At 36.7% G+C, this 23,017-nt stretch carries 25 protein-coding genes; 10 read left to right on the top strand and 15 right to left on the bottom strand.

Translation table 11 applies throughout. The features are described from left to right. Positions 1–163 precede the first annotated feature (163 nt). Both ACQKIM_RS21270 and yneA read right to left on the bottom strand, forming a co-directional pair. A complete protein-coding gene (locus ACQKIM_RS21270; protein WP_427547861.1) occupies positions 164–829 on the bottom strand; it encodes a YneB family resolvase-like protein in 666 nt (221 codons plus the stop codon). Then, on the bottom strand, positions 826–1,140 hold the full coding sequence (gene yneA / locus ACQKIM_RS21265) for a cell division suppressor protein YneA (RefSeq protein ID WP_427547860.1): 315 nt from the start codon (positions 1,138–1,140) through the stop codon (positions 826–828). Before yneA ends, ACQKIM_RS21270 begins: the two co-directional genes overlap by 4 nt. Before the next feature lie 164 nt (positions 1,141–1,304). On the opposite strand from yneA, the gene lexA reads away from it, so the two are divergent. Both lexA and ACQKIM_RS21255 read left to right on the top strand, forming a co-directional pair. Further along, positions 1,305–1,922: a transcriptional repressor LexA gene (gene lexA, locus ACQKIM_RS21260; protein ID WP_427547859.1), complete on the top strand. Its 618-nt coding sequence runs from the start codon at positions 1,305–1,307 to the stop codon at positions 1,920–1,922. 118 nt (positions 1,923–2,040) lie between these two features. Further along, on the top strand, positions 2,041–2,538 hold the full coding sequence (locus ACQKIM_RS21255; RefSeq protein ID WP_427547857.1) for a DUF4303 domain-containing protein: 498 nt from the start codon (positions 2,041–2,043) through the stop codon (positions 2,536–2,538). Between the two features lie 109 nt (positions 2,539–2,647). Here ACQKIM_RS21255 and ACQKIM_RS21250 read toward each other — a convergent pair whose 3' ends face one another. From ACQKIM_RS21250 to ACQKIM_RS21205, 10 genes are all read right to left on the bottom strand, one after another. Next, positions 2,648–3,370: a gamma-glutamyl-gamma-aminobutyrate hydrolase family protein gene (locus ACQKIM_RS21250; protein ID WP_427547855.1), complete on the bottom strand. Its 723-nt coding sequence runs from the start codon at positions 3,368–3,370 to the stop codon at positions 2,648–2,650. Between the two features lie 31 nt (positions 3,371–3,401). Next, positions 3,402–4,154, bottom strand: a complete 753-nt coding sequence (locus tag ACQKIM_RS21245; protein WP_427547854.1) for a prepilin peptidase — start codon at positions 4,152–4,154, stop codon at positions 3,402–3,404. A 57-nt stretch (positions 4,155–4,211) separates the two neighbouring features. Then, positions 4,212–4,901 (bottom strand): hypothetical protein, encoded by a 690-nt coding sequence (locus tag ACQKIM_RS21240; RefSeq protein WP_427547853.1) that lies wholly within the window; start codon positions 4,899–4,901, stop codon positions 4,212–4,214. Beyond that, positions 4,901–5,491: a PilN domain-containing protein gene (locus ACQKIM_RS21235; RefSeq protein WP_427547852.1), complete on the bottom strand. Its 591-nt coding sequence runs from the start codon at positions 5,489–5,491 to the stop codon at positions 4,901–4,903. The genes ACQKIM_RS21240 and ACQKIM_RS21235 overlap by 1 nt, the downstream gene beginning before the upstream one ends. Beyond that, entirely contained in the window at positions 5,488–6,465 is a 978-nt protein-coding gene (gene pilM / locus ACQKIM_RS21230; protein WP_427547850.1) for a type IV pilus biogenesis protein PilM, read from the bottom strand. The genes ACQKIM_RS21235 and pilM overlap by 4 nt, the downstream gene beginning before the upstream one ends. Before the next feature lie 104 nt (positions 6,466–6,569). Further along, entirely contained in the window at positions 6,570–7,052 is a 483-nt protein-coding gene (locus tag ACQKIM_RS21225; RefSeq protein WP_427547849.1) for a type II secretion system protein, read from the bottom strand. A 141-nt stretch (positions 7,053–7,193) separates the two neighbouring features. Beyond that, positions 7,194–8,399 carry a type II secretion system F family protein gene (locus tag ACQKIM_RS21220; protein ID WP_427547847.1) on the bottom strand — a complete coding sequence of 402 codons (1,206 nt, stop codon included), beginning with the start codon at positions 8,397–8,399 and terminating at the stop codon, positions 7,194–7,196. Further along, positions 8,396–9,442: a type IV pilus twitching motility protein PilT gene (locus ACQKIM_RS21215; protein WP_427547845.1), complete on the bottom strand. Its 1,047-nt coding sequence runs from the start codon at positions 9,440–9,442 to the stop codon at positions 8,396–8,398. Before ACQKIM_RS21215 ends, ACQKIM_RS21220 begins: the two co-directional genes overlap by 4 nt. A gap of 12 nt (positions 9,443–9,454) precedes the next feature. Beyond that, entirely contained in the window at positions 9,455–11,125 is a 1,671-nt protein-coding gene (locus ACQKIM_RS21210) for a GspE/PulE family protein (protein WP_427547843.1), read from the bottom strand. An 18-nt stretch (positions 11,126–11,143) separates the two neighbouring features. Beyond that, positions 11,144–12,472: a VanW family protein gene (locus ACQKIM_RS21205; RefSeq protein ID WP_427547841.1), complete on the bottom strand. Its 1,329-nt coding sequence runs from the start codon at positions 12,470–12,472 to the stop codon at positions 11,144–11,146. Positions 12,473–12,864: 392 nt separating this feature from the next. On the opposite strand from ACQKIM_RS21205, the gene ACQKIM_RS21200 reads away from it, so the two are divergent. From ACQKIM_RS21200 to ACQKIM_RS21190, 3 genes are read left to right on the top strand one after another with little or no spacing between them, the layout of a single operon-like run. Continuing rightward, the gene (locus tag ACQKIM_RS21200) at positions 12,865–13,347 is read left to right on the top strand and encodes a type IV pilus modification PilV family protein (RefSeq protein ID WP_427547839.1); all 483 of its coding nucleotides are present in this window, start codon (positions 12,865–12,867) and stop codon (positions 13,345–13,347) included. Further along, entirely contained in the window at positions 13,347–13,817 is a 471-nt protein-coding gene (locus ACQKIM_RS21195; RefSeq protein ID WP_427547837.1) for a PilW family protein, read from the top strand. The genes ACQKIM_RS21200 and ACQKIM_RS21195 overlap by 1 nt, the downstream gene beginning before the upstream one ends. Continuing rightward, positions 13,814–15,895 (top strand): polymer-forming cytoskeletal protein, encoded by a 2,082-nt coding sequence (locus ACQKIM_RS21190; protein WP_427547836.1) that lies wholly within the window; start codon positions 13,814–13,816, stop codon positions 15,893–15,895. Before ACQKIM_RS21195 ends, ACQKIM_RS21190 begins: the two co-directional genes overlap by 4 nt. Positions 15,896–16,022: 127 nt before the next feature. Here the strand turns inward: ACQKIM_RS21190 and ACQKIM_RS21185 are convergent, their stop codons facing one another. Continuing rightward, positions 16,023–18,119 carry a DUF2339 domain-containing protein gene (locus ACQKIM_RS21185; RefSeq protein WP_427547834.1) on the bottom strand — a complete coding sequence of 699 codons (2,097 nt, stop codon included), beginning with the start codon at positions 18,117–18,119 and terminating at the stop codon, positions 16,023–16,025. Between the two features lie 92 nt (positions 18,120–18,211). Beyond that, complete coding sequence (locus ACQKIM_RS21180) at positions 18,212–18,463, bottom strand: phage holin (protein WP_427547832.1); 252 nt, start codon at positions 18,461–18,463, stop codon at positions 18,212–18,214. 410 nt (positions 18,464–18,873) lie between these two features. Here ACQKIM_RS21180 and ACQKIM_RS21175 point away from each other — a divergent pair, with 410 nt between their 5' ends. From ACQKIM_RS21175 to ACQKIM_RS21160, 4 genes are read left to right on the top strand one after another with little or no spacing between them, the layout of a single operon-like run. Then, entirely contained in the window at positions 18,874–19,233 is a 360-nt protein-coding gene (locus tag ACQKIM_RS21175; protein ID WP_427547830.1) for a GntR family transcriptional regulator, read from the top strand. A gap of 3 nt (positions 19,234–19,236) precedes the next feature. Continuing rightward, entirely contained in the window at positions 19,237–20,103 is an 867-nt protein-coding gene (locus ACQKIM_RS21170; RefSeq protein ID WP_427547828.1) for an ABC transporter ATP-binding protein, read from the top strand. Further along, positions 20,100–20,798 carry a hypothetical protein gene (locus ACQKIM_RS21165; RefSeq protein WP_427547826.1) on the top strand — a complete coding sequence of 233 codons (699 nt, stop codon included), beginning with the start codon at positions 20,100–20,102 and terminating at the stop codon, positions 20,796–20,798. The genes ACQKIM_RS21170 and ACQKIM_RS21165 overlap by 4 nt, the downstream gene beginning before the upstream one ends. Before the next feature lie 23 nt (positions 20,799–20,821). Then, a complete protein-coding gene (locus tag ACQKIM_RS21160) occupies positions 20,822–21,523 on the top strand; it encodes a CPBP family intramembrane glutamic endopeptidase (RefSeq protein WP_427547824.1) in 702 nt (233 codons plus the stop codon). A gap of 63 nt (positions 21,524–21,586) precedes the next feature. Here the strand turns inward: ACQKIM_RS21160 and ACQKIM_RS21155 are convergent, their stop codons facing one another. Further along, positions 21,587–22,030, bottom strand: coding sequence for a DUF4362 domain-containing protein (locus ACQKIM_RS21155; RefSeq protein WP_427547822.1), 444 nt, complete (start codon positions 22,028–22,030; stop codon positions 21,587–21,589). Positions 22,031–22,436: 406 nt separating this feature from the next. Between ACQKIM_RS21155 and ACQKIM_RS21150 the strand changes: the two genes are divergently transcribed. Continuing rightward, positions 22,437–22,787 (top strand): CotD family spore coat protein, encoded by a 351-nt coding sequence (locus ACQKIM_RS21150; RefSeq protein ID WP_427547820.1) that lies wholly within the window; start codon positions 22,437–22,439, stop codon positions 22,785–22,787. The last annotated feature ends 230 nt before the right edge of the window (positions 22,788–23,017 follow it).

Here is a 23,017-nt window from a genome sequence, read left to right as displayed (position 1 = left end):
ATAGTAGAGTTGGAGACATTTTAATCCATTATGTTTTACGACATAATAAATCAATAACATCAATTTAAACTGCTCAAAAATATAGTGATTGAAAGCTTGTATTAATCTTACTCTCCTCTTTCATCAGTGCCAGTGGGATAACAAAACTCCCACTGACATTACTTTAATCACCTTTCAACTTTTCCTGATGCTCCCGATATCTTCGATGTACTGTTGCCTTACTAACATCAAAGCCTAAGCCTCGAAGTGTCATGGCAATCTCCTCAAACGTAAAGCCTTTGTTTCGAAGCTTAATAATTTCCTCAATCGGTACTTCCTTACGCTCCTGCCCATTTGGATTTCCACGATTCGATAAATTGTTTTCAGGTCTATAGCCCTTTTCAACAGCTCGACGCATACCACGTCGTATTTTAGCATTATGGATTCTGCGCTGGTATTCCTCTACTATCGCTAATATTTCGAGCAGCATCGTATCCATTTCATTTAATTGTACAGGGCCTGCATCTCGCATGGAGAAAACATCTGTTTCTGTTTTTTGTAATAAATGCAGCACCGCCATTCTGGCATTACCACGTCCTAAGCGTGTTTCATCCTGGACAAATAGCGCATTAATTTCCTCTTCTTTAATAAAATCAAGCATTTCAAGTAAGCCATCTCGCTCCACATCATAGCCACTATGCTGATCTAAATAAATGCCCTTTATATTGTAGCCCTGCACCTTGGCATAATGCGTTAATTCTTCCTGCTGGCGCTCCAGCGAGGAACTTTGTGTCTCTTTTTCTGTACTCACGCGGCAATAGATGACGGCTGATTGTTGTTTATTTATCATGGTTCATTTCTCGCTATTTCAATAGAGTTTATGGGATTGGCTTGGTTTCCCACCACTGGAATGACTAATGATTTACCAGCAACAATTTGAACATTTGGTAATTCATTTTCTGCCTTTACAAGGTTAATCCAGTCTTCCTTACTCATTTTACCACGGTATTGCTCTGCTAACGACCATAGGTTATCACCATGTTCCACTTGTATTTCCTTGTAAGTCACCTCACCAGGATCTGTTATGTAAAGGTATCCTGCAAATAGTAGGCAAGCCCCTAATAAAATGGAGATATGCGGATTTTTCTTTAACCAATTCATCGTTATGACCTCATTTCAAGAATGTTTGTTCGGAATGTATGTTCTTATAATAGTGCGAACGAATGTTTTTGTCAAACACTTTTCGAACCTATGTTTGCATAAGTGTTCGCATTCTGCTATACTATCTAATAAGTAGAAATAAAAGAAAAAAGAGGTGAGCAATCATGAAAAAAGTTTCGAAAAGACAAGAGGACATTTTAGCCTTTATCAAAGAAGAAGTACGTGCAAAGGGGTATCCGCCATCTGTACGTGAAATTGGCGAAGCAGTTGGACTTGCTTCAAGCTCAACGGTTCATGGACATTTAGCTCGTTTAGAGCAAAAGGGCTTTATCCGCCGTGACCCAACGAAGCCACGTGCCATTGAAATTTTAGAGCCAGAAGATTCTATTCAAAAGCAAAATGTTATTCACGTCCCACTTGTAGGGAAGGTTACAGCAGGTTCTCCAATTACAGCTATTGAAAATATCGAAGAGTATTTCCCGCTGCCAGATACATATGGGACAAGCGAGGATCAATTATTTATGCTAGAAATTATGGGTGAATCCATGATTGAAGCTGGCATTTTAGATGGAGATTTAGTCATTGTAAAGCAAAAATCAACAGCAGATAACGGGGATATTGTCGTGGCTATGACAGAAGAGGATGAAGCAACGGTTAAGCGTTTCTTTAAGGAAAAAAATCATTTCCGTTTACAGCCTGAAAACTCCACAATGGAGCCAATTATTGTCGATCAAGTTTCTATTTTAGGGCAAGTTGTAGGCCTTTATCGTCGTGTACAATAAAAAATATAAAATTAATGGATGATTTTAAGAGGATGATATGTTCCCCGATGAGCATATACCTCTTTTTCTTAATTTTAGACATAGAACAAAATACAATTTACATAGGGAGTGCGTCTATTTGAAACAAAAAATCAAGCAAGCTGTGCAAGAGGCTTATACGACAATGTATAGCTCCTTAAACGATGAACAAATTTATGCGGCTGTTCTAGTGACAGATGGTGATTGCGGCAGCCTTTATTTAACAATGGGAACTGAAAAATCACTTATTGAAATTGGTCAAAACTATGAGGACGATCCCGAAGATTATCGCTTTTTAAAGGATGAATATTTACATTACGATGAAACGAATATGCTCGAAAAGGTAAGTCGTGAATTATTAGATATTATATTGCATATCAAAGACGAAAAATTTGTTGAACATAAAGAAATGCTTCATCAAGCAATGAGTGATACGATGTATGAATTGAAGCAGGAGGGCATTATTGACGAAAGCATCTTTGTTTTTATTTCGGTGACTGATGATAATGAAGAGGAAATGCTGGAGCTATCGTCAGCAAAGCGTTGTAATCCTGCTCATCCCCTGCTTCCTGCTTTTGTGCGTAATTGGGGACATTAAATATCCCTATAAAGCAAGAAGATGTCGAAGGAGATTTTTCGCCATCTTCCTTTTGTTTTGGAGGTTTACCAAAAAAAGAATCCACTTTAATATGGATTCCTTGCAAGCACTATGCCTCTAATTTGAATTTCAGGCTTGCCTTTATAAAAGCAGTAAATATTTTTTTTGATGCTTCATCTCCTGCCATCGCCTGCTCCTCTGGATGCCACTGTACCGCCAGACAAAATGGGTGATCCTCGTGTACGATCGCTTCTACAATTCCATCACTGGATTTGGCAGCAACCTTTAATTTCTCAGCTAATACATTAACTGCTTGATGATGAAAGGAATTTACTGCTATTTTCTCTTTTTCGGTGATTCTGTTTAATAATGTATCAGGTGTAACTGTAACATAGTGAGTAGCAACGCCCCGAGCCGCCTGCTGCATATGCTTCAATAATTTTTTACTATGATATTCGCTCTCCATATCCTGATAGACATTGCCTCCAAGAGCCACATTTAATATTTGAATACCACGACAAATACCAAAAATCGGCATCTTTCGAATAAAAGCTGCCTCGATTAAAGCAAGCTCTACGGAATCTCTTTCAGGGTGTACCCTCCCTAATTTAGGTGCTGGCTCTGCATCAAAAAGAAATGGATGAACATCACAGCCTCCTGATAGCAATAATCCATCTGTCAACGACAAAGTTTGTGCAACATCCTCCTCTATACCAAGTGGAATAATTAACGGAATGCCCCCTGCTTCAATAACACTGTTGCTATAGGCAGCATTTAATCTTGCTGACAAATCATCCTCCACAAAGGCCGTTATGCCAATAACTGGCTTCACTGTTATCCCCTCCAAGATTGTAAGTTATTCCTTACCATAGCCCAAGATACCAATTCATTAAGGCATCTCCATAAAAATAGACAACTATAGCCGCAGCAGCAATGGATGGACCAAATGGTATCGGGGTCTTTCTGCCCTGCTGCCGTATTCTTAGCACTATAATGCCTACAATCATCCCGATTACAGCGGCTATAAATAGCGTTAAGAGTGCATTTAATGTGCCCAATACAAGCCCAAGTAAAAAGAATAATTTAATATCTCCTCCACCCATACCGCCTTTGGACAGCACAGCAATACTATATAATATGCCAAAGCCAACAACTGCACCCAGCGCACTGTCCCACCATGGTGATAACGGTGAAAGCACACGTCCTATAAAGAGCAATGGTAGAAAGAAAAGCAGTACTTTATCAGGAATAAGCATATAGGCAAAATCCGATACAACAATAATAACAAGTAATGAAATTAATAAAATGGCTACAAAAAATTCTACAGTAAAGCCTAGCTTCCAATAGGCAAATGCAAATAAAACCCCAGTCATAAGCTCCATGAAAGGATAAATCCAAGAAATTTTTTGTCCGCAGCTACGGCATTTGCCTCCTAGCCATACATAGGACAACACAGGTACTAAATCAAGGGCTGTTAACTGTCTCTGACAATTTGTGCAATGTGATGGTGGTCGCACAATGGACTCCTTTACTGGTACACGTAAGCCGACCACATTAAAAAAAGAGCCAAAAACAAGCCCAAAAATAAATACTGTCACGGTATAAGCCATTTCCATTTTTATGTCCTCCTAAACTAAGAGGCGCCCATACATATAAAGTATGCGCGCCTATCTTTATTCTTGTCCCTCGTAATAGAACGTCGTAATCTGTACAGTAGCCTTAATAGTATTATCCGCCTCTTTATCTAGCTTTTCTTGCTCACCAGGGATGGTCATATTAATCGTATCAATTTTCATAACACGCTCAAGCTTTTCCACTTCCTTTAAAAAGGTCACCATTGAGTCAAATGTTAAGGCACCAATATCAAAGGTAAAGGTTACTAGCTTCAGCTCTGCTGGAATGTTTTCTTGGGCAATCGTAGAAACAGGTGGAGTTTCCGTATTCTCTTGATTCTCCTCATTGACCTTTGCCTCAGCCTCAGCAACTGTATTCGTTTGATCCACATTGGCATTCGCTACAGGCTCATCATAATTATTAAAGGTTAGCGACTCCATGCGCGTACCTGTCACCTCTTCAATTTCCACCATATCTCTCAATACCTGCTCAACCGCTCTTACACTAGGCACCTTTTTTTGCATTTCTAAAGTTTCCTGCATCGGAACCTCTAGCTGCTCATCAAAGGAGGTAAGGGATTGCTCTAAGCTTTTAATCTCCGTTTGCAGGCTTTGAATACTAGCTTCCTTCGCCCGTACCTCATCCTTCTTTGGCAAAATAACATAATAATAGAGAGCAAACAATAAGGAGGCTATCAACAGGACAAGCAATAGTATGCCTGAATTTTTACTATTTAGGTATTTCGTCATTAGCTTCGTCCCCCTACCAGATACATAAAGTCAATAGTAGCTGTAATGGAAACTGAGTAACGTGGCATCTGCTTAAACTTTTCCTCCGCAGGTAAGTCCTTGTCCTGCTCCCCTAGCTCAATGTCAAAATTAGTGATGGAGCCGATTTGTGTATCTGTAAAATAAGGGCTTGCTAATAAACGCTCGACGTATTTTGAAATAGCTGTCATAGTTTCAAAATCCGCCTCAATTGTTACTTGGTTCGTACCAAATGAATAGCTACGTAAATAGCTTGGGCTTGGTAGCAGTGCATTTGTTTCATCAATTAATGGCGTTACGGGATAAGCAACACTTTGTACATAGTGAACAGATTGCTTTAATGAGCCAGTATTTTGACTTTGCTTTGTTGCGATATCATTTTGTAGCTGCTCCTGCCTTTCCACTAAGCGTCGCTCTTCTGCTGATAAATCCTTTAACGCTGCCCTAGCATCAAAAAATAGATAGGTCATAAACGCTAAAATAATAAGAATTATAGCTAGAATCATATAAAGCAACAATGGCGAGGTTTTCCGCTTCTCTAATTTCGGTATGAGGTTAATTTCTGGAATCATCCGTTAACCTCCTTCAAGGCTAGTCCAAGCAAGGAGGAAAACGCTCTTGTAAACTGCGGAAATTTCTTTTGAAGCATCTGATCATTTAACTCCGTTAATGGAACACCTAAATTGGCACGTAAAAACTCACTAATGGTAGGTAATAAAGGATTGTCCCCTAAAATAATGATTTCATCAACCGTTTTTTCTCCCTTATACAAAGAAAAGCGGAAGAAGTTCATCATACGATCAATTTCCAGCACCTGATCCATAACAATCATCCGATAATCCTCTAGCTCGCCATTATATTGAAAGTCATAGCTATATTCGCTCTGTGCCTTGCTTTCCCATTGCTCCATATTCGTATCAATTGATTGATAGCGTAAAAATTCCACATTGCCCTGTGAAAATATGCTAATAGATAGCTCATTAATAGACCATTCTGCAATTAAATAGGTTTTATCCATCTCCAGTAGCTGTAAATAATGCAATAAACGGATATTACAAAGTGCACGGATATCCGCTGCCTCTGGTTCTAACGCAATATCGAGGAGCATCGCCACAATTTTATTCACTTCCTCGGAGGGCGCGGCATATAATTGTGCCTTACCATCAAGCGGATCAGCATCATAAACATCAATAAGTGGCTCGTGAAATGGTAGATGAATTGAGTGCCCAATCTCCATTTCGGCATAGCCTCGAAGCTCCTCTTGCTTCAGGTCATGGGGCACATCAAAGCTTTTCAAAAGAACAGACATATCCGGCACAAACATACGAGCCAACTGTTTTTTGCCAACCCATTTCACCACTTCTTGATTCATTGCTTCAAATAAAGCGACCTCATCATGGATAATGCCATTTTCAAGAATGCCATGTGCTAATGGCAGCTCATAATGCCGCCAACGTGAAGGATCAGGCCCTTCCGCCACAATGGCACGAAGAACATAATCCTTCAATTCGAGGGACACATACGATTTTTTCTTTCTCTTCAACATGTGAAAAGACCCCCTTTTTATGCTGCTACATAGGTGAATTAATTAGTCATCCATTTCCCCCCCAGAAATGCGGTTAGTGAGCATTTCTGGGGGGGTTGGGAGGACTATTCTTTATTTATAGTATATCCACCTGCCCCACTTCCTTTATTTGGGTCCTTGTTAATAGAGGTAATTGTTGAGCTGCTAAAAGTAACTTTTTTACTACCACTATAAGTTACTGTTGCACTAATAGTTTTAGGATTGTCCTTAGATATAGTAACTGTAATACCTTCTAACTTTCCACCTGATTCTAAATACTTAGCATTTTTTAATTGTTCAATAGTAATACTGCCAGTAGTATCACCTACATTATTTCCTCCAGCAGTTTCACCCCCTGGGTTATCTGTATAATACAAGTGTGCCGCATTCAATGCATTTATAGCATCCGCCTTTACCGCATTATAACGAGAGTTTTCAACAATATTTCCGATTGCAGGAACAGCAATCGCTGCAACAATCATTAAAATCACGATAACTGCTAATAACTCAATTAGCGTTAAACCCTTCTGATTTTTCAAAAGCTTTTTGTTCATTAATTTTTTGAACATGTTAATTCCCCCTTATTATATTTTATATATGAAGTGTGTCAACACGTACTTCCTTCTTATAAGAAAAGCATTTCAATACTGCAATAATATATTGATCTAGTGATAGCCTATCATTCTAGTAATTTAATCAAATTCTTACTATTACATATTTTCGTACAACTTGAACATTGGCAGGAATATCGCTGCAACAATAATCCCTACTACCACTGCCAAAACTAAAATCATTAATGGCTCAACAAGTGATTTTAGGGTATCAACTGATCGATCCACTTCCTCCTCATAAAAGTCTGCTACCTTTTCTAGCATATAATCGAGTGAGCCTGTTCGTTCACCGATTGCGGTCATTTGTGAGACAAGTGGTGGAAACAGCCAACTTTTTTCAAGCGGCTCAGATAATGCGCCACCCTTTTCTAAATTATCCCGTGCCTCTAACACCACCTTGGCTATAACAGGATTGCCCGTTACCTTTTCAACGATGGTTAAGGCATTTAAGATTGGTACAGAGCTACTAAAGAGAGTAGCTAATGTTCGCGTCATACGAGCAATAACGCTTTTTTGCATTAATGAACCAAATATAGGCATACGCAAAATCATAATATTGATTGAATAATGAAAGTTTTTATTTTTTTTATATAAAAGATTAAAGCCAACAACGATCATCACCAGGGCTAGAATCACAAAATACCAGTTAGCGATAAGCCAATCACTAATTCCAACAACAATTACAGTCAGCAGTGGCATTTCCAAATCCATATCCTTAAAGGTAGCTATAAAGGTTGGTACAATAAAGACCATTAAAAACAAACCAACTGCAATGGTTAAAATGGATAAAATCGCAGGGTAGGTAAGTGCCGATGTTATTTTCTTTTTGATGCTATACTGCTTCTCTAAAGTATTGGCTAGTCGATCTAAGGTATCATCAATACTTCCTGTAGCCTCTCCTGCACGCATCATATTTACAAATAAGATTGGAAATACCTTTGGATGCTTGGCTGCGGCATCTGAAAAGGCTGTACCGCTCCGAATATCCTCCTCTACCTCAAGCAAAGCCTTTTTTAACGTTTTATTTTTGGTTTGTGCGGCTAAAATTTGAGTAGCCTCTACAACGGAAATACCAGCACGTATTAATGTGGCATACTGACGGCAATAGACAACAAAGTCCTGATGCTTTACCTTTCGAGCAATCGCAAGATCCTTATGTAAAATACTAGTGGATTCCTGTACCTCACGCGCATTAATTCCTTGCTTGCGTAGCTTTTCAATTGCAGCCTGTTTATTTGATGCTTCAATAACACCCTTTTTCTGTACGCCTGCTTTTGTGCGCCCATTATAGCGAAATACGGTCAACTATATTCCCCCGCATTCATATACGGTCTGGCATCCTCAAGTGAGATTTTCCCTGTTGTAATTAATTGCTGGATGGATGATTGAAGCGTATGCATGCCTAGTGCCTTACTTGTTTGCATCACACTTGGAATTTGATGTACCTTCTCATTACGAATTAAATTGGAAATGGACGGTGCCTGCACAAGAATTTCGGTTGCTGCAATTCGTCCCTTTACGTCCTTACGAACAAATAACCTTTGTGAAATAATACCCTGCAAGACATTCGCTAGCTGTACGCGAATTTGTGCCTGCTGATGGGGCGGAAAAACATCTATAATACGGTCAATTGTCGTTGGTGCACTACTTGTATGTAGTGTCGCCATCACTAAGTGACCTGTCTCAGCGGCAGTGATGGCTGTAGAGATTGTTTCATAGTCACGCATTTCCCCTACTAAAATAATGTCAGGGTCCTGTCGTAATGAAGCTCTTAAACCATTGGCAAAGCTTTTCGTATCAACACCAACCTCACGCTGATTAATAATGGATTTTTTATGTGAGTGTAGGTATTCGATCGGGTCCTCCAGTGTAATAATATGCTTTGCTCTCGTTTCATTGATGTAGTCAATCATGGCAGCCAGCGTCGTGGATTTACCAGAGCCAGTTGGACCTGTTACTAAAATTAATCCTTGTGGCTTTTCTGCAAGCTGATACAGCACCTGTGGCATATTTAACGTTTCAATGGAAGGTATTTTTGCCTCGATTAAACGAGCCGCGACTGATACCTCATTGCGCTGATGATAAGCATTCACACGAAAACGACATTTCCCAGGTAGAGAATAGTTAAAATCCGTCTCCCCCTTCTCCTCGAATTCCTGCTGCTTATGAACGGGTAAAATCGTTTTCACCATTTCCAATAAATCCGCACTATCTAATGGCTCAGTACCATAGTGCTCAAGTTGACCATGAATTCGATAAACGGGTGGCACCCCTTTTGTTAAATGTAAATCAGATGCCTTCACTTCAAAGGAACGATGTAATAACTCAATAATTGAATATGCTGTCACTGGGCTCACCTCCTACTCTTTACTTGCAACACGTAAGATTTCAGATATTGTTGTCTGTCCTGCTGCAACCTTTTGTAAACCATCCATTAGCAATGTTTTAAAGTGTTGCTGCTTCATATATTCTCTGATTTTCTGATCGCCCACCTCATGGATAATTAATTCCTTCACATGACGATCAACTGGTAGAATTTCATGAATAGCCATCCTTCCTCGATAACCAGTAAAATTACATGCCGCACAGCCACGCCCCTTACGTCCATGTGTTATATCTGGTATACCATTATCTTTTAAAATAGCTAACTCATATTCGGTAAATGTATAGATTTCAGAGCAATCCCTACAATTTCTTCTAACAAGACGTTGTGCCATAATTCCGACTAATGAAGACGATAATAAAAATGATTCAATGCCCATATCCTGCAAACGTGAGATAGAATCGACTGCACTATTTGTATGCAGAGTACTTAACACTAAATGCCCTGTTAACGAAGCACGTGTCGCAATTTGCGCCGTTTCTAAATCTCTAATTTCCCCAATCATGACAATATCTGGGTCTTGGCGCAAAATAGAACGCAGCCCTGTTGCAAATGTGAGTCCAACCTCTTCCTTCACCTGAATCTGATTCACACCCGCCAATTGATACTCAACAGGATCTTCAACGGTAATAATATTGACACCATCATCGTTTAGTTCATTTAATGCCGCATAAAGTGTGGAGGATTTCCCTGATCCAGTTGGACCTGTTATCAGGACAATACCATTTGGATGCTCAATCATGGAGCGAAATAATGCTTCATTTTGATCAGAAAAATCAAGCTGCTCAATCCCATTTACAGCATTTGCTAAATCTAAAATACGCATTACAACCTTTTCTCCATAAACGGTTGGTAGAGTGGAAAGTCGAATATCAATTGGTCGGAAATTAATAGTTGATTTAATACGCCCATCCTGTGGAATTCGATTTTCTGTAATATTGAGATTCCCCATAATTTTTATACGGGCCAATACAACACTTTGCATATTTTTTGGCAAGGAACGCTCTGTTCTGAGGACACCATCAACACGATAACGTACACGCAGCTCGGTTTCCTGTGGGTCAAAGTGAATATCACTAGCTCGTTGTGCTACACCATTTGCAATAATTTGATTAACAAGGCGAACAATTGGTGAATCCTCACGCTCGATATCCGTTTGCATATCAATGCTGGATGTTGCCATATCGGACAGAGCTGCATCCATGGATTCCTGTAAATCATAGTATTTGGTAATTGTTCGATACAAATCGTCCTTCGCCGCAATACTTGTTTCAATTTGACAGCCTGTAGCCATACGCACTTCCTCGATAGCAAAGTAATCCATCGGGTCTGCCATTGCTATAAAGAGCTTATTTCGTTCCTTGCGCACTGGCATAATGTTTGCGCGTTTGGCTAACTCAGCAGGTATCAACTGCAGTAAATCAGGGCTAATCGTATATTGATTTAAATTAATATGAGGAATCCCAAGCTGAAACTCAAGTACTTCAATAAGCTGCTGCTCTGTTAAGTAATTTTTTTTAATTAAAAAGTCTCCAAGCTTTTCTTCTTTTGACTTTTCAGTTAGCGCGTACTCTAATTGCTGTGGTGTAATTACACCTGATTCTACGAGTAAATCACCTAGTCGTTTCCTTCCAGCTTTTGCTGACATGAAAAGTACTCCTCTCTTTTAAGGGCTTGTTTGTACAAAATTTCCGCCCTTATCATAGTAGCCATAGACAATTTCTGGTCCATCTTGCTTCTGTTCTGTTGTAGACGTATTTGCATCTGGTAAGCCATTACCATCTAAATCCATCTGTAAATCAGAATCTGTTGCTGTCTTTTGCTGATCTGTCACGACACTTTCAGAGGCTTCAAGCTTACGAGATGATTGTACAACAATACGGTTGACAGGAGCATAATAGTCACGACTAACAAGCTGTTCCTCCGAAGAACCGCCATTAACACGGATGGAGCGATATATTTCAATACGAACGCCCTCCTGCCCCTCCTGCTCAATCTTTTCCTGACCAGCAGCTAGCTCATCTGAATAGCGAGCTATAATTCTAGGTCTGACAATCTTATCCTTCGTCACACGAACGGTTACTTCCTTGTCTTTTTCCGCAGACCATATTTCAATTTTCAACTGATTTCCTTCCATCGTAGCTTTTAGTTTACTAAGCTGAGCTGAGGTATTCACAAATTGCAAATCCTTGGCAAGCACCACATTCAGCTCTGCCTCCAACCCTTGCTGTAGGTAAGAGGGTGGAACGGCTTGAGCATGACGTTCTACAATCGCATAATCTGTTTGTAGGATCGTGCTATAGACCATTGAAGCAATAAAATTAAGGGTTTCTATATGAACCGAATTCGCCTGCTCTCCAAGCAACTGAAGCAGAGACATTTTTTGATTCGGTGCAATTAACTGATTATTAAGCGTATCAAGCAATCCCTCTATATTGTCAGCATTCTTCGGAATATCACTTATTTGAAAAGCGATTCGTTCATTCTCTAATGAACTGACATCTACTAATACTGCATTGATCTGATGGCTGCCTAAATTTCCAGCCTGATTAAGAACCATCGCAATTGTTTCCTCTGTTTTCCATTGCGAATTACTTTTCACAGCTTTCTTTGTATTGACACCAGCTATTACTGGGATTGGGAGCTGAACAGTTCTTTTACTTTCCCAAAAGGCAAACCATGACTTTTTTGACAGCTCCTCATATTGGGCAACTACCTGCTCTATATCAAACTGTAAATCATGTGCATCCAGTTCCTGCTCAGTTCCACCACCACTAATAATAAGGGGAGTTTCCTGCCATTTCTCCACAGCATCGCGAATAGTCTGAAGGCACTCTTCTTTATTTAGCCCTTCAACCGAAATACCACCAATTGTTGAATCTTCAGGACTTTCTTTCGCAAAGACTGTGCCATTTAGCACAAGTGATGGAACAAAAATTCCTACAATTAGAACCATTGCCAATATGATACTAATTATTTTTATGTATGTTTTCATCCATATCACCCTTCCATTCACTAATGGAATTTCTATTTATATACAAAATGATACTACATCTATAGTATTTTGACACTAATAAAAATGCAACTTTTTTCCGATTTTTTTTTAAAACTTCTGTAATCATTCAAAAAATATTCAAAAAGTAGTTCTATAGAATTACAAAATAGGATAAATTCCATTAGATATAGTTCTAGAATTTCGTTATAATATCCTTAATAGTCATTTTTATCTATTTTCCTTAATTTGGATCTAACAACATTCCATCTTGGTTTAAATACATATTAATTTTTTATGACATATCATATTCTCTAAATCACTTAAACCCTTTTCGAAAATTTATAATCTATATCCCTTTGTTTAAAAATCAATAAAGAATGGAAGTGAATTATATGTTTGTTAAAAAAAATCAATCCGGCTTTACATTAATTGAGGTCATTGCGTCACTTGTTATTATTACAATTATTCTTATTAGCTTTTTTTCATTCTTTTTAAGCACTGCTAAAACAACTAAAACATCCAACGATATTTTTGATGCTACCTATTATGCACAGAAAGAGATGGAGGAACTTTATAACCTAACCCAAACAACAACAATTTTTAAAAATGAAAATAAGGAAGATCAAATTAATCAAGCTATTTTAAAGAATAATTTTATACCTGATGTAAATAGATTAGGATATTTTAATAAGGAAGGAGATGTAGCAATAGATAACAACAATGTATTTAATTACAAATTGAAAATTGGTAATTTGGATAAAAATTTAACTAACTTTACTATCTACGTATGTGCAAAGGATATAGCCTCTGAGAGATGTGAAAGCAAAACAGCAAAAGCTCAAATGGAGAGTATATTTGAATGGAGGGCTAGATAATGAAATATCATCATAAAGAATCTGGCTTAACACTGATAGAAATACTAGCTGTTACAATAATTGCTAGCCTTATGTTGTTAACGATTTATTCAATAATTAGTCAAAGTTCAAATAGCTTTCAAAAGCAAACTACTACAAATAAAGAAATTAATGACGCTGCTTACGCATTAAAAGTTATTACAAAAGAAGTCCGAAAAAACCCAAGTAATGTTTCTATAGTGTCATCAACTGAACTAACGATTAATGGGGAAAAGATTTTTTTTGATAGAGGACAACGAGTAATAAAACAAGGGATCAACATTTTATCTACAGATATTGAAGATTTTAAGGTTAGTCCTACTAAACTAAAGGACTCAACTACTCCATCACAAAGTATCAACAATCCTACTGTTATTTCTGTCTTAATAACTAATGCAGAAGGTAAAGAATTTTCGGCTGAATTATATTTAAGAAAGAGGGGAACATATTGAGAAATAGAAACTATTTTAATGAACGTGGATATACATTCATCATCGCCCTCTTGCTCATTGTTCTTATATCAGTACTTGGTTTCTCCTTAATAACAATCACTTCAAATACATTAAAAGTAACAACACATGAACGAGCAGACCAGTCTGTATTTTATATTGCTGAGGCTGATTTAAATGTTAAAAGAGCAGAGATAAATCAAGAGTTGGAGTCCGTCTTAATTCCTATTTTAAACAAATATAATAATGATGAAAATTTTGATATGGATAAAGATAGAAATAAAATTGATGAAGAATATATTGAGGCAGCAGACTTCTATTTAACTGAACAACTAAAACTGGAAGATGAAGATACTCATAAAAAATATAAAAAATATCATGAGGTAACATCTTACGAAAAACAAAATGGGCTTCAACCTTCATCTCAAGTAACACTAATAAAAGAAAACCAGCAATATACTTATACTTTAAGATCAATAGCAGAAATTGATGGCATCTCTAGAACAATTTCGCAAACATTTACTATTAAGACACCTAGTTTTACTAAGAAAGATTCCGAAGATGAAGAAACACCACCAACCACTAACTACAATTTTTGCTACGGTATATTAACAAACTCATTTGAAACTAAGAATACACTTAACACAGACGCGGATATTGTATCATTAAATGATTTGATAATTGATAATACAGGTACTTTTGAGAATATTTACGTCCGTGGAAATCTAACTATAAAAAATACCGCAAAGGTTAATGGAGAAATTTTAGCATTTGGTGACATAACATTTGAAAATGGTGGTGATTATAACAATGTTTATTCAAAAGGGAAAATTAGATTTACTAAGACTCCAACCATTAACGGCAATCTAGTAGCATTATCTGATATTATTTTTGAGAATGGTGGGACCTACAATAAAGATATTATTTCAAATGGCGGTATTTCTTTTAAAACAACAAATGGAGCTTTTTATTCCTCAGGTAATATTTTTTCAGTAAATGATATATTAATTGAGAAAAGAATCACTCCAATTTCTCTATATTCTAATAAAAATATTATTGTAAAGTCTGATACTGATATTAAAGGTGTTGTTTTTGGTAAAGAGAGTATAAAAACTTCAAGTGACAAAGAATGGGCCAATGGTTTAGGAAAAAAAAGATATTCCATGGGCGAAATTGTCTATAGACGTGGAGATAATATGACTAATATTCGTGCTAAAAATGAAGAAGAATTTAATCAATTTTTAGTAAAAGAAAATATTAATCTAAATAATTATTATAACCAAATCAATAATTTGAAAAAAGCCCAAGGAGCTTCAAGTAATAGTAACGATTGTGGAAGCCAATCGCTCTCAAATTCACAAATCCCACAAGCTCCTCCATTTTTAAGTATTGATAACTCAAGTTTTATAGAAATACCAGATATAGCCCTTAGTTGGAATACACCTGATACACTTTCACTTACAGATAATAGTTATATTAAAAATATGTCTCTTGTAGAGAATCGTACGCTTACCATAGATGTGGGTGATAAAGATCGAACCCTCGTTATAGATAATTTAAATGGCGGTGGTGGTCATATTAAAGTACAAGGAACAGGTAAATTAAATATACTTGTGAAAAACAAATTTAATATTCTTCAATTCATTTCTAGCGCTGAAAGAAGTCCTTTTGACACTACTATTTATTATGAAGGCTCAGATGAACTTAATATTACCAAAACTATTCAAAGTAATTTATACACTAAAAATAGTAAGGTCAATATACAAAATGCGGGAGAAGGTGGTTTACAGGGCAATATGATAATTGGTGGTAGTCAAGGTTTAACTGTATCTGGAAATACCACTTTCGGTAATACTAACGACCATGTTGTTATATTTGTTCCAAATGCATCCTTAAATTTCACTGGTAGTTCTACGATTTTCGGAACTATTATAGGAAATAAGGTTGATGCAGTTGGTTCAAATACTACTCATAAATTTGATAAGAATAAAATCAACTTTGATTTATTTTCACAATCGCAAAAATCCGAATATATTATTGATGGTGGTCTTATTGATCCTGAAGTTCAAAAAGAGATTTAACACTAGCTAATAAGATTCAACAAAATAATGTAATTAAATTACTAATACCTAAAGGCAGCTAGAGCTTGATTGAATGATTCCTTCTCTAGCTGCCTTTTATTTAGCTCCTTATAATAAAAAATTATTGTTAATCCTTCCTCAGCAACCTACCCGACAATAACAATCCTACCCCACCAATCGCAATAAACAGAACAGCTCGTATTAATAAATCTAGTGCTGATAAATCAAAGAATATAAGCTTAATAAACGCAATAACTAAGATTGTAAAGCCCGTTAAGCGTAATGTTCGTAGGTTGCGCACCGTACTAAGCCATAGGGCGATACTGGCTGTTACAAAAAGTGTAATCGTAGAGAGTGCGATGCTGAGCTTCCAATCCAGTAGATAGTTGTAGGCTAGCTGATGCACGAATCCCCATACAGATAGCATTATCAACACGATGCCTGCACTAATTGTTGAATCTACATATTTCTCCATCTGTTGTTGGTAAATTTGATAAATACGGCCTTTCATCAGTACATCTAGTAAAATTGCCACAAGCACAACAATATAAATGATTCTTGTTAGTATATGAAGCCATTCAATTCCCTGCATTTCGACTGGAAGTATACCAATTGACAGCGTGAAAAACAGGAAAAATGTTCCGATTACTGGTGTTAATGCGCGTCCTTTATATTTTGCTGGCACTAGAAGGGATGCCGCAAATAAGACAGCCAGCATGATACTCATCATATGTGGGGCGTTGCTAACACCCACAAAATAAGTTGCATCAAGCTTACTAATATAGGCTAAGAAGTAACCTGTCGTTATGACCGCTAAAAAGTCTACTACATATAAATCCTTCATCAGTTTTTCAAATACAGTAAGTGACTCCTTTGGTCGCATTGCATATAGATAAATAAGCAACAAATAGATGACTGGCATTAGTAAGCTAGCATGGGAAATGCTGAAAAATGGTGTCGGCTCATGAATGATAAAGCTTATGATAATGGTAATCGCAAATATCATGGAGCTGACGACCTTCATCAGGCTCGCTCGTAAACGTAAGCTCATCATTACACCTGTAAATGCGATAAACGGTAATAGCAAATCTCCTACTTTCTCTGGTACATTCATAACAAGTAGCATATTACATAGGGCGATAAATGCGAGTGTGATGGCACTATCAAATGCCTCCTGCCATTTTTGCCTATAGCCATAACCCGCTAAAGTCGCAAACAAGATGACCAATACGAGTATAAGCGCTTCGCTATATTCGATTGGTCTAATCATCAGGTTCATAAGCAATAAGCCAAAAACACCTAGACTAAATTGAAGACCAACATGAATATGCTTCCATTTAGATTCAATATTAAATAAACGGCACCAACTCGTATAGTAAATAACTAATATAGCAATCAAGCCAAATGCCATTATAGCTCGATTGTCGATGTTCATAAACGCGATAATGCTAACAGCTAACATAGAAAAAAAGGTTGCTATATAGAGAGCTAGCTTTTGCTTATGCTGATAAATAACAAATTGCAGCATTGCAAATAACGCAATAACATAAATTAAGATAATAACAGCATTAAAGTCCATATATTCAAGTAAATATGGTAATAAGAGTGAAGTGAAGGCTACAAACACTGTTAATATCTCATTTTTCTTCAAGTAACTAATGGCAATCCCATAGCCGATATAGATGATGGCAATGACGAGTGCCAGCGATAAGCCAATGATTTCATACAATATTGCGCTGGCCGCTGTTGTTAGAATTCCTACGATAAATGCCCCACCATATAAGGAAATGGTGATAGCTGGAGATCCCTTTTTTCTATGCTCCAGCACATATGCTAGTACGGCTAAGAAAATCGATAATGCATAGGCGAGGATGATTTTAACCTCATTCGATAAATAACCATAATCACTGACGAGCTTAAGACCCCAAAGCACCCCCATCACTAAAATTACCATAAATATTTTTGGTAAAGCCCACATGATACGTTCCTCCAGCGATTGCTGTGGTTGCTTCTTTTTTTCAGGTAATGGCTTTGCTTTTGGCTTGGAAGTAATAGTTGGTTTTTGTTGTGTCAATGGTGAAGATTGTTCAATCATTGTTTTTCTAGCATTTATTGTCGTTGATTGACCAACAGAATGTTGCTGTTTTAAGACATCCAGCTCCTGCCTCAAATCCATCATTTCCTTCTCAAGCTTGGCAATCCTTTGCTCCATTTCAAGTGACATCCCATCATCCTCCCTACTTTATCATTTTTTTACATTATAACACCTTTTTCAAAAGTGTAAAATTATACTTTTAGATCATATTTATACTATCGTTATCTAGGTCTACGATACATTAAAGCACGCTCACTATCCTTCGTTCCCCTTGTAGTTGGATCTACAACAACCCCCATTAATACGAGAATTGATAAGACAATATTTAAGATGGATGTTAGTTGCTCACTCATTGCACCCGTTAAATCATAGCCTAAGATAGTTGCAACTTGCTGTGCGAGTAATAAAATCAATGAAAATAGTGCCAATAAAAATGGCTTATGCTGAAGACGAATCCTCCAATTAATTTTCATAGAAGCTCACCTCCCCCCTTCTCTCTACAATATATGCACAGTGAAAACTTGACACATATGCAAAAATGGAACTCGAGCTATAGAAATAAGGGATTTAAAAAAATAATTTACTTTAACGAAAAAACAATTCTACTCTATAAATACTATTTTATAGGGCAATAATCACCATAAAAAACAATGTGGATAAAAAATCATGTCTATTACAATGAGCTCTGGTTTTACTTAGTAGAAAATCCTCTTAGCTTTTCAAATAGTCTGCAATTACTTAAATCTCCTAAATAATGCTTAGTAAACTTTCATCTGAACTTCTGTAACATTAAAATTTTTCCATCAAAAGCATTGACAAAAAAAACCTCACGTTATATGGTTAGTTACAAGAGTAATTAACCGATTAACAAAGGAGGTGGATTGTGATTCATTCTTTAAACAATGAAAAGCCTATCTTCCAGCAAATTCGTGAACGAATAGAGGATGCCATTCTAGATGGACAGCTACAGCCCGAAGATCGCATTCCCTCCACCAATGAATTTGCGAAGGAATATCAAATTAATCCTGCAACAGCTGGGAAAGGCGTGAACGAATTAGTGGATAAAGGTGTTATTTATAAAAAACGAGGTGTTGGCATGTTTGTTAGTACAGATGCTCGTGAAATTTTACTGGTGGAGCGTAAGGAAAGCTTCTTTCAACAGCATATAGAACCTTTAAAGAAGGAAGCAACAAGACTCGGTATTTCCAATGAAGAATTACAAAATATGTTACAAAGGAGTTAGTGTATGAAAATTGAAATAAAAAATGTTGTCAAAACATTTAAACATAAAAAGGCTTTAGAAAATGTCACATTTACGATAGAGGGACCTAAAATTATTGGTTTTTTAGGTCATAACGGTGCTGGTAAAACGACTTTTTTAAATTTATTAGCTGGACTTATTGCCCCAACTAGTGGAAGCATCTCTGTCAACGGAGAAAATGTTTTTAATTCCCCCGCAACTTTACGCGATATTTGCTTTATCGCAGAAAGTGGTAATTTTCAGGAGGAAATGACCATTGCGCAAACATTAAAAGCCAATAGTTTCTTTTATCCACAATGGGATGAAACGCTTGCGCAGGAGCTACTAGAGGTATTTGCGTTAAACCCCAAGGATAAGGTTCGTAGCTTATCAAAAGGAATGGTTTCGGCTTTAGGCATTATTACAGGATTTGCAAGCAATGCAGGAATAACAATCTTTGATGAGCCTTATATAGGACTTGATGTGGCTGCTCGAAATACGTTCTATGATTTATTGATTGAGCAACAAACCGATAATCCAAGACTTTTTATCTTATCCACACATTTAATTGATGAGGCAAGTGAGCTGTTCGAGGAGATTCTAATTTTAAATGAAGGGCAGTTGTTACTTCAAAAAGCAGCAGAGGAATGGCATCAGCATATTGTTGCAGTAAAAGGGAATACTCCTGATGTTGAGCAGGCAATACATGGGCTAGAGGTTATCTATCAGCATATGTTTATGCAGGAATTAACAGCTGTAATCTATAGCAATGGCCGCCATATCGAAGGACAGAATATTAAACTTGAGCGTGTTTCATTACAGGATATGTTGGTGTATTTAAGTAAGCAGCAGAAAGCGAGGGATAGTAAATGAATACAGTAAAGGGTAGTTTTTATATATTATTTCAAAGCTATAAAAAGCAAAACATTATTTTTTGGTGCATTTTATTTTCTATCGTTCTATTAACCTTTTTCATAGATACTTTTTTTGGGCAATACTTGTTTTCTTTCGCCATTACGATTTCTATTCCAGTCTATATCTTTTACAGTACAACGGCATCAAAGATGTTAAATAAAACCTTGCCTTATTTTTTAAAGCTTGGAATAAGCCGTACGCAGTATATGGTCAATATTGGTCTCTTTTTTATCTGCTGGAGTCTAGCTGGCGCTTTAATTATTACTTGTGCTCATAAAGTCATTACCTATTTTTCAGCATTACTAAAAATCAAAGAAATACTTATTATTCATCCAATATACTTTTTCGGAAACTCCACTGCATTTATAGATACAGTTGCACTGGACACGGTATTGCTACTATTCTCTTTAACTTCCGGCCTATTGTTAAACATTGTCTTTTATCGTTTAGGAACGATTGGTGGTTATAGCTTTATCGGGCTCCTTTGTTTAATTCCAATTACTATGGTCATTTTCGAGTGGTACACTACATTGTTTGAGTTATTTTCAAAACTATCAGCTATTACAATAGTAAGTGGTCTATTCGTATTTAGTGTTCTCCTGTACTTTATCATCACACTGGCTTTACGGAGAGCTTCAGTGCATCCTGCTTAATTCAAAAAGAAAGGATCAGCTAGATGGCAAAAAAAATATTTTTTAAAATAATTGGCTTAGAACTTCTTCTTATATTTTTCTATGTTTTGAATGGTGCCTACGTTTCCATTCAACAACCTTCAAGCCCCTTTCTCCAATTTGCGTTGCTAGTACCTTTAGCATTTGGGCTCTTTGTGTACATTGCAGTGAAAAGGAAATGGGACCAGTACTTCTTTTTAACTAGTAATAAAAATAAATTCGTTAGCCCATTAATTTTCGTTTTATGTATCATTCTTATCGGTACAAAAGGCTTGAATACAGAATCCTTTAGTAATTTAATTGTGATGTTGATCATGCAATTGTTCGTCGTCGCTTTTATCGAAGAAACGGTTTTTAGAGGCATCATGCTCCGAATGCTATTAGCAAAAGGACCCTTTACAGCAATTTGGGTATCTAGTTTCCTATTTAGTGTCACACATGCCCTACAGTTACTTGGTGGTCAATCTCTTGAAGATACAGTTATCCAAATAATCTATGCACTACTTGTTGGCCTTGTACTTACTTTACTAATTTTAGATGGTCAATCCATCATTATAACCATATTATTCCACGGCTTGAATAATTTCTTTAACTTTATGGGCAACGAAGAAAGCTCTTTGTTGACTGCATACCTGATTATACTTGTACTTTTTGTCTATATGCTACTATTATGGAAGCGTGTAAAGAAAAAAATAGTCATCCATTAGCATATTCTTCTGATGCCAGGTCATTTGACGAGAAGACTTGGCATCTTTTTGTGAGGTTTGATATTAATTTTTAGCCTCTTTTTTTTCATTTACTTGAAAAAGAGAAATTTCCCCATTGTTTGCGCAGTCAACTAAAACATACTCCACTTCATTTTGATCATTAATGCAAGACATTATATTTTTACAAACATCTGTTTCTTGCCCTTTGTCCTGTCCTCCAAATGCATCATGTGAATTATCATGTGTATATTGAATGTTAATCCCATCAAAATGTAAATCTTCGAAGATGGGATCCCCCTCTATTGTATATGCAGTCACTCGAACAGTATCCTCTTGATTATTTGCTAGATGCTCAAGAAATTGTTCAAATCGTTCAAAATTATGTACTCCGTTTAGTGATAATGTAATGTCCCCTCTTTTAATCGCTTTAGATGAGTCGTATCCACCTGTTAAGGAACATCCAGTTAAAAGGACTAAACAGCTTAATAGAATTATGTTTTTAGCCAATGCCTTTCCCCCTTTTTTATATACAATATTTACCATAATTTAAAATGCAGAAAATTGCAAGCAAGTACATAGGAAAACAGCATTTTATACAGAAGATTACGAAAACAACCGATTAGCTTTAATAGCTGCCTCCCATTTGTAAAATTCCATTTACTCATCCTTATTGTTTTTAAGCGCTTATTAAACAAACCAACACATTAATCTCCTTTGAACAGAAAAGTACTTGAAACAAAGGTAATATTCTTGCCTAGAGAAGAATCTATTTAGGCATATGGTACATAAATCTCGATTTTCAGTGATATGTGAGATTTAACTAGCATTTAGTAGGCAAATAAATAGACCATATCGACATCTCCCTCATATCTTAATTATGAACCACAACTTATTAAAACAGGAGGTAATAAACATGTTTAATCGTATGCGTCACCATGGGAAAGGTCCACATTGCTGTCCACCACATGCAATGCCAACACAATTTGATCCAACACAATTTATGCCAGCAGAGCAATATGTTCGTACAAATTATATCCATACTGTCGTACCACATGTACAACCAACACATATTACAAATGTAAATAAACATATGATCGATCATCAATACTATTTCCCATGTACTGAATCTGTCGTGAATGAATGTTGCGAAAACCATACACTTTGCGGTATGCCACCTAATCCTTGTCACATGCCGCATCATCACTCCCATATGTCACATCACCACGGTCATATGCCGTATCATCATGGTCATATGGGCTATTAATGAAATAAGCGATGAGGTTATAATTTATTAGTCAATATATTTTATTTATGATTAGTAATGTAACAATACCTTTATAAAAGGTTGCGCATTTTAATTAAGAAAAATTAAGACTGAATCCAATATTGGATTCAGTCTTTGCATGTTGTTGAAATACTATTATGTCAATGACATCAAGGTGACAAATTAAAAAGTATAGCCCTTTTTCAAAACGAGGGGTTGATCTCCGTTCC

It is taken from the genome of Lysinibacillus sp. NPDC047702 (assembly GCF_050272555.1).
Lineage (GTDB): Bacteria > Bacillota > Bacilli > Bacillales_A > Planococcaceae > Lysinibacillus.
The sequence above is the reverse complement of the archived record's forward strand: the minus strand, read 5'-3'. Positions and strand labels throughout refer to the sequence as shown.

What these genes read in the sequence shown, in the direction of transcription:
- ACQKIM_RS21165 (WP_427547826.1), top strand. Translation starts at nt 20,100, where the DNA reads ATGAATACAGTAAAGGGTAGTTTTTATATATTATTTCAAAGCTATAAA.
- pilM (WP_427547850.1), bottom strand. Translation starts at nt 6,465, where the DNA reads ATGTTGAAGAGAAAGAAAAAATCGTATGTGTCCCTCGAATTGAAGGAT.
- ACQKIM_RS21200 (WP_427547839.1), top strand. Translation starts at nt 12,865, where the DNA reads ATGTTTGTTAAAAAAAATCAATCCGGCTTTACATTAATTGAGGTCATT.
- ACQKIM_RS21160 (WP_427547824.1), top strand. Translation starts at nt 20,822, where the DNA reads ATGGCAAAAAAAATATTTTTTAAAATAATTGGCTTAGAACTTCTTCTT.
- ACQKIM_RS21210 (WP_427547843.1), bottom strand. Translation starts at nt 11,125, where the DNA reads ATGTCAGCAAAAGCTGGAAGGAAACGACTAGGTGATTTACTCGTAGAA.
- ACQKIM_RS21245 (WP_427547854.1), bottom strand. Translation starts at nt 4,154, where the DNA reads ATGGAAATGGCTTATACCGTGACAGTATTTATTTTTGGGCTTGTTTTT.
- ACQKIM_RS21170 (WP_427547828.1), top strand. Translation starts at nt 19,237, where the DNA reads ATGAAAATTGAAATAAAAAATGTTGTCAAAACATTTAAACATAAAAAG.
- lexA (WP_427547859.1), top strand. Translation starts at nt 1,305, where the DNA reads ATGAAAAAAGTTTCGAAAAGACAAGAGGACATTTTAGCCTTTATCAAA.
- ACQKIM_RS21240 (WP_427547853.1), bottom strand. Translation starts at nt 4,901, where the DNA reads ATGACGAAATACCTAAATAGTAAAAATTCAGGCATACTATTGCTTGTC.
- ACQKIM_RS21185 (WP_427547834.1), bottom strand. Translation starts at nt 18,119, where the DNA reads ATGTCACTTGAAATGGAGCAAAGGATTGCCAAGCTTGAGAAGGAAATG.
- ACQKIM_RS21235 (WP_427547852.1), bottom strand. Translation starts at nt 5,491, where the DNA reads ATGATTCCAGAAATTAACCTCATACCGAAATTAGAGAAGCGGAAAACC.
- ACQKIM_RS21150 (WP_427547820.1), top strand. Translation starts at nt 22,437, where the DNA reads ATGTTTAATCGTATGCGTCACCATGGGAAAGGTCCACATTGCTGTCCA.
- yneA (WP_427547860.1), bottom strand. Translation starts at nt 1,140, where the DNA reads ATGAATTGGTTAAAGAAAAATCCGCATATCTCCATTTTATTAGGGGCT.
- ACQKIM_RS21180 (WP_427547832.1), bottom strand. Translation starts at nt 18,463, where the DNA reads ATGAAAATTAATTGGAGGATTCGTCTTCAGCATAAGCCATTTTTATTG.
- ACQKIM_RS21195 (WP_427547837.1), top strand. Translation starts at nt 13,347, where the DNA reads ATGAAATATCATCATAAAGAATCTGGCTTAACACTGATAGAAATACTA.
- ACQKIM_RS21225 (WP_427547849.1), bottom strand. Translation starts at nt 7,052, where the DNA reads ATGTTCAAAAAATTAATGAACAAAAAGCTTTTGAAAAATCAGAAGGGT.
- ACQKIM_RS21205 (WP_427547841.1), bottom strand. Translation starts at nt 12,472, where the DNA reads ATGAAAACATACATAAAAATAATTAGTATCATATTGGCAATGGTTCTA.
- ACQKIM_RS21270 (WP_427547861.1), bottom strand. Translation starts at nt 829, where the DNA reads ATGATAAATAAACAACAATCAGCCGTCATCTATTGCCGCGTGAGTACA.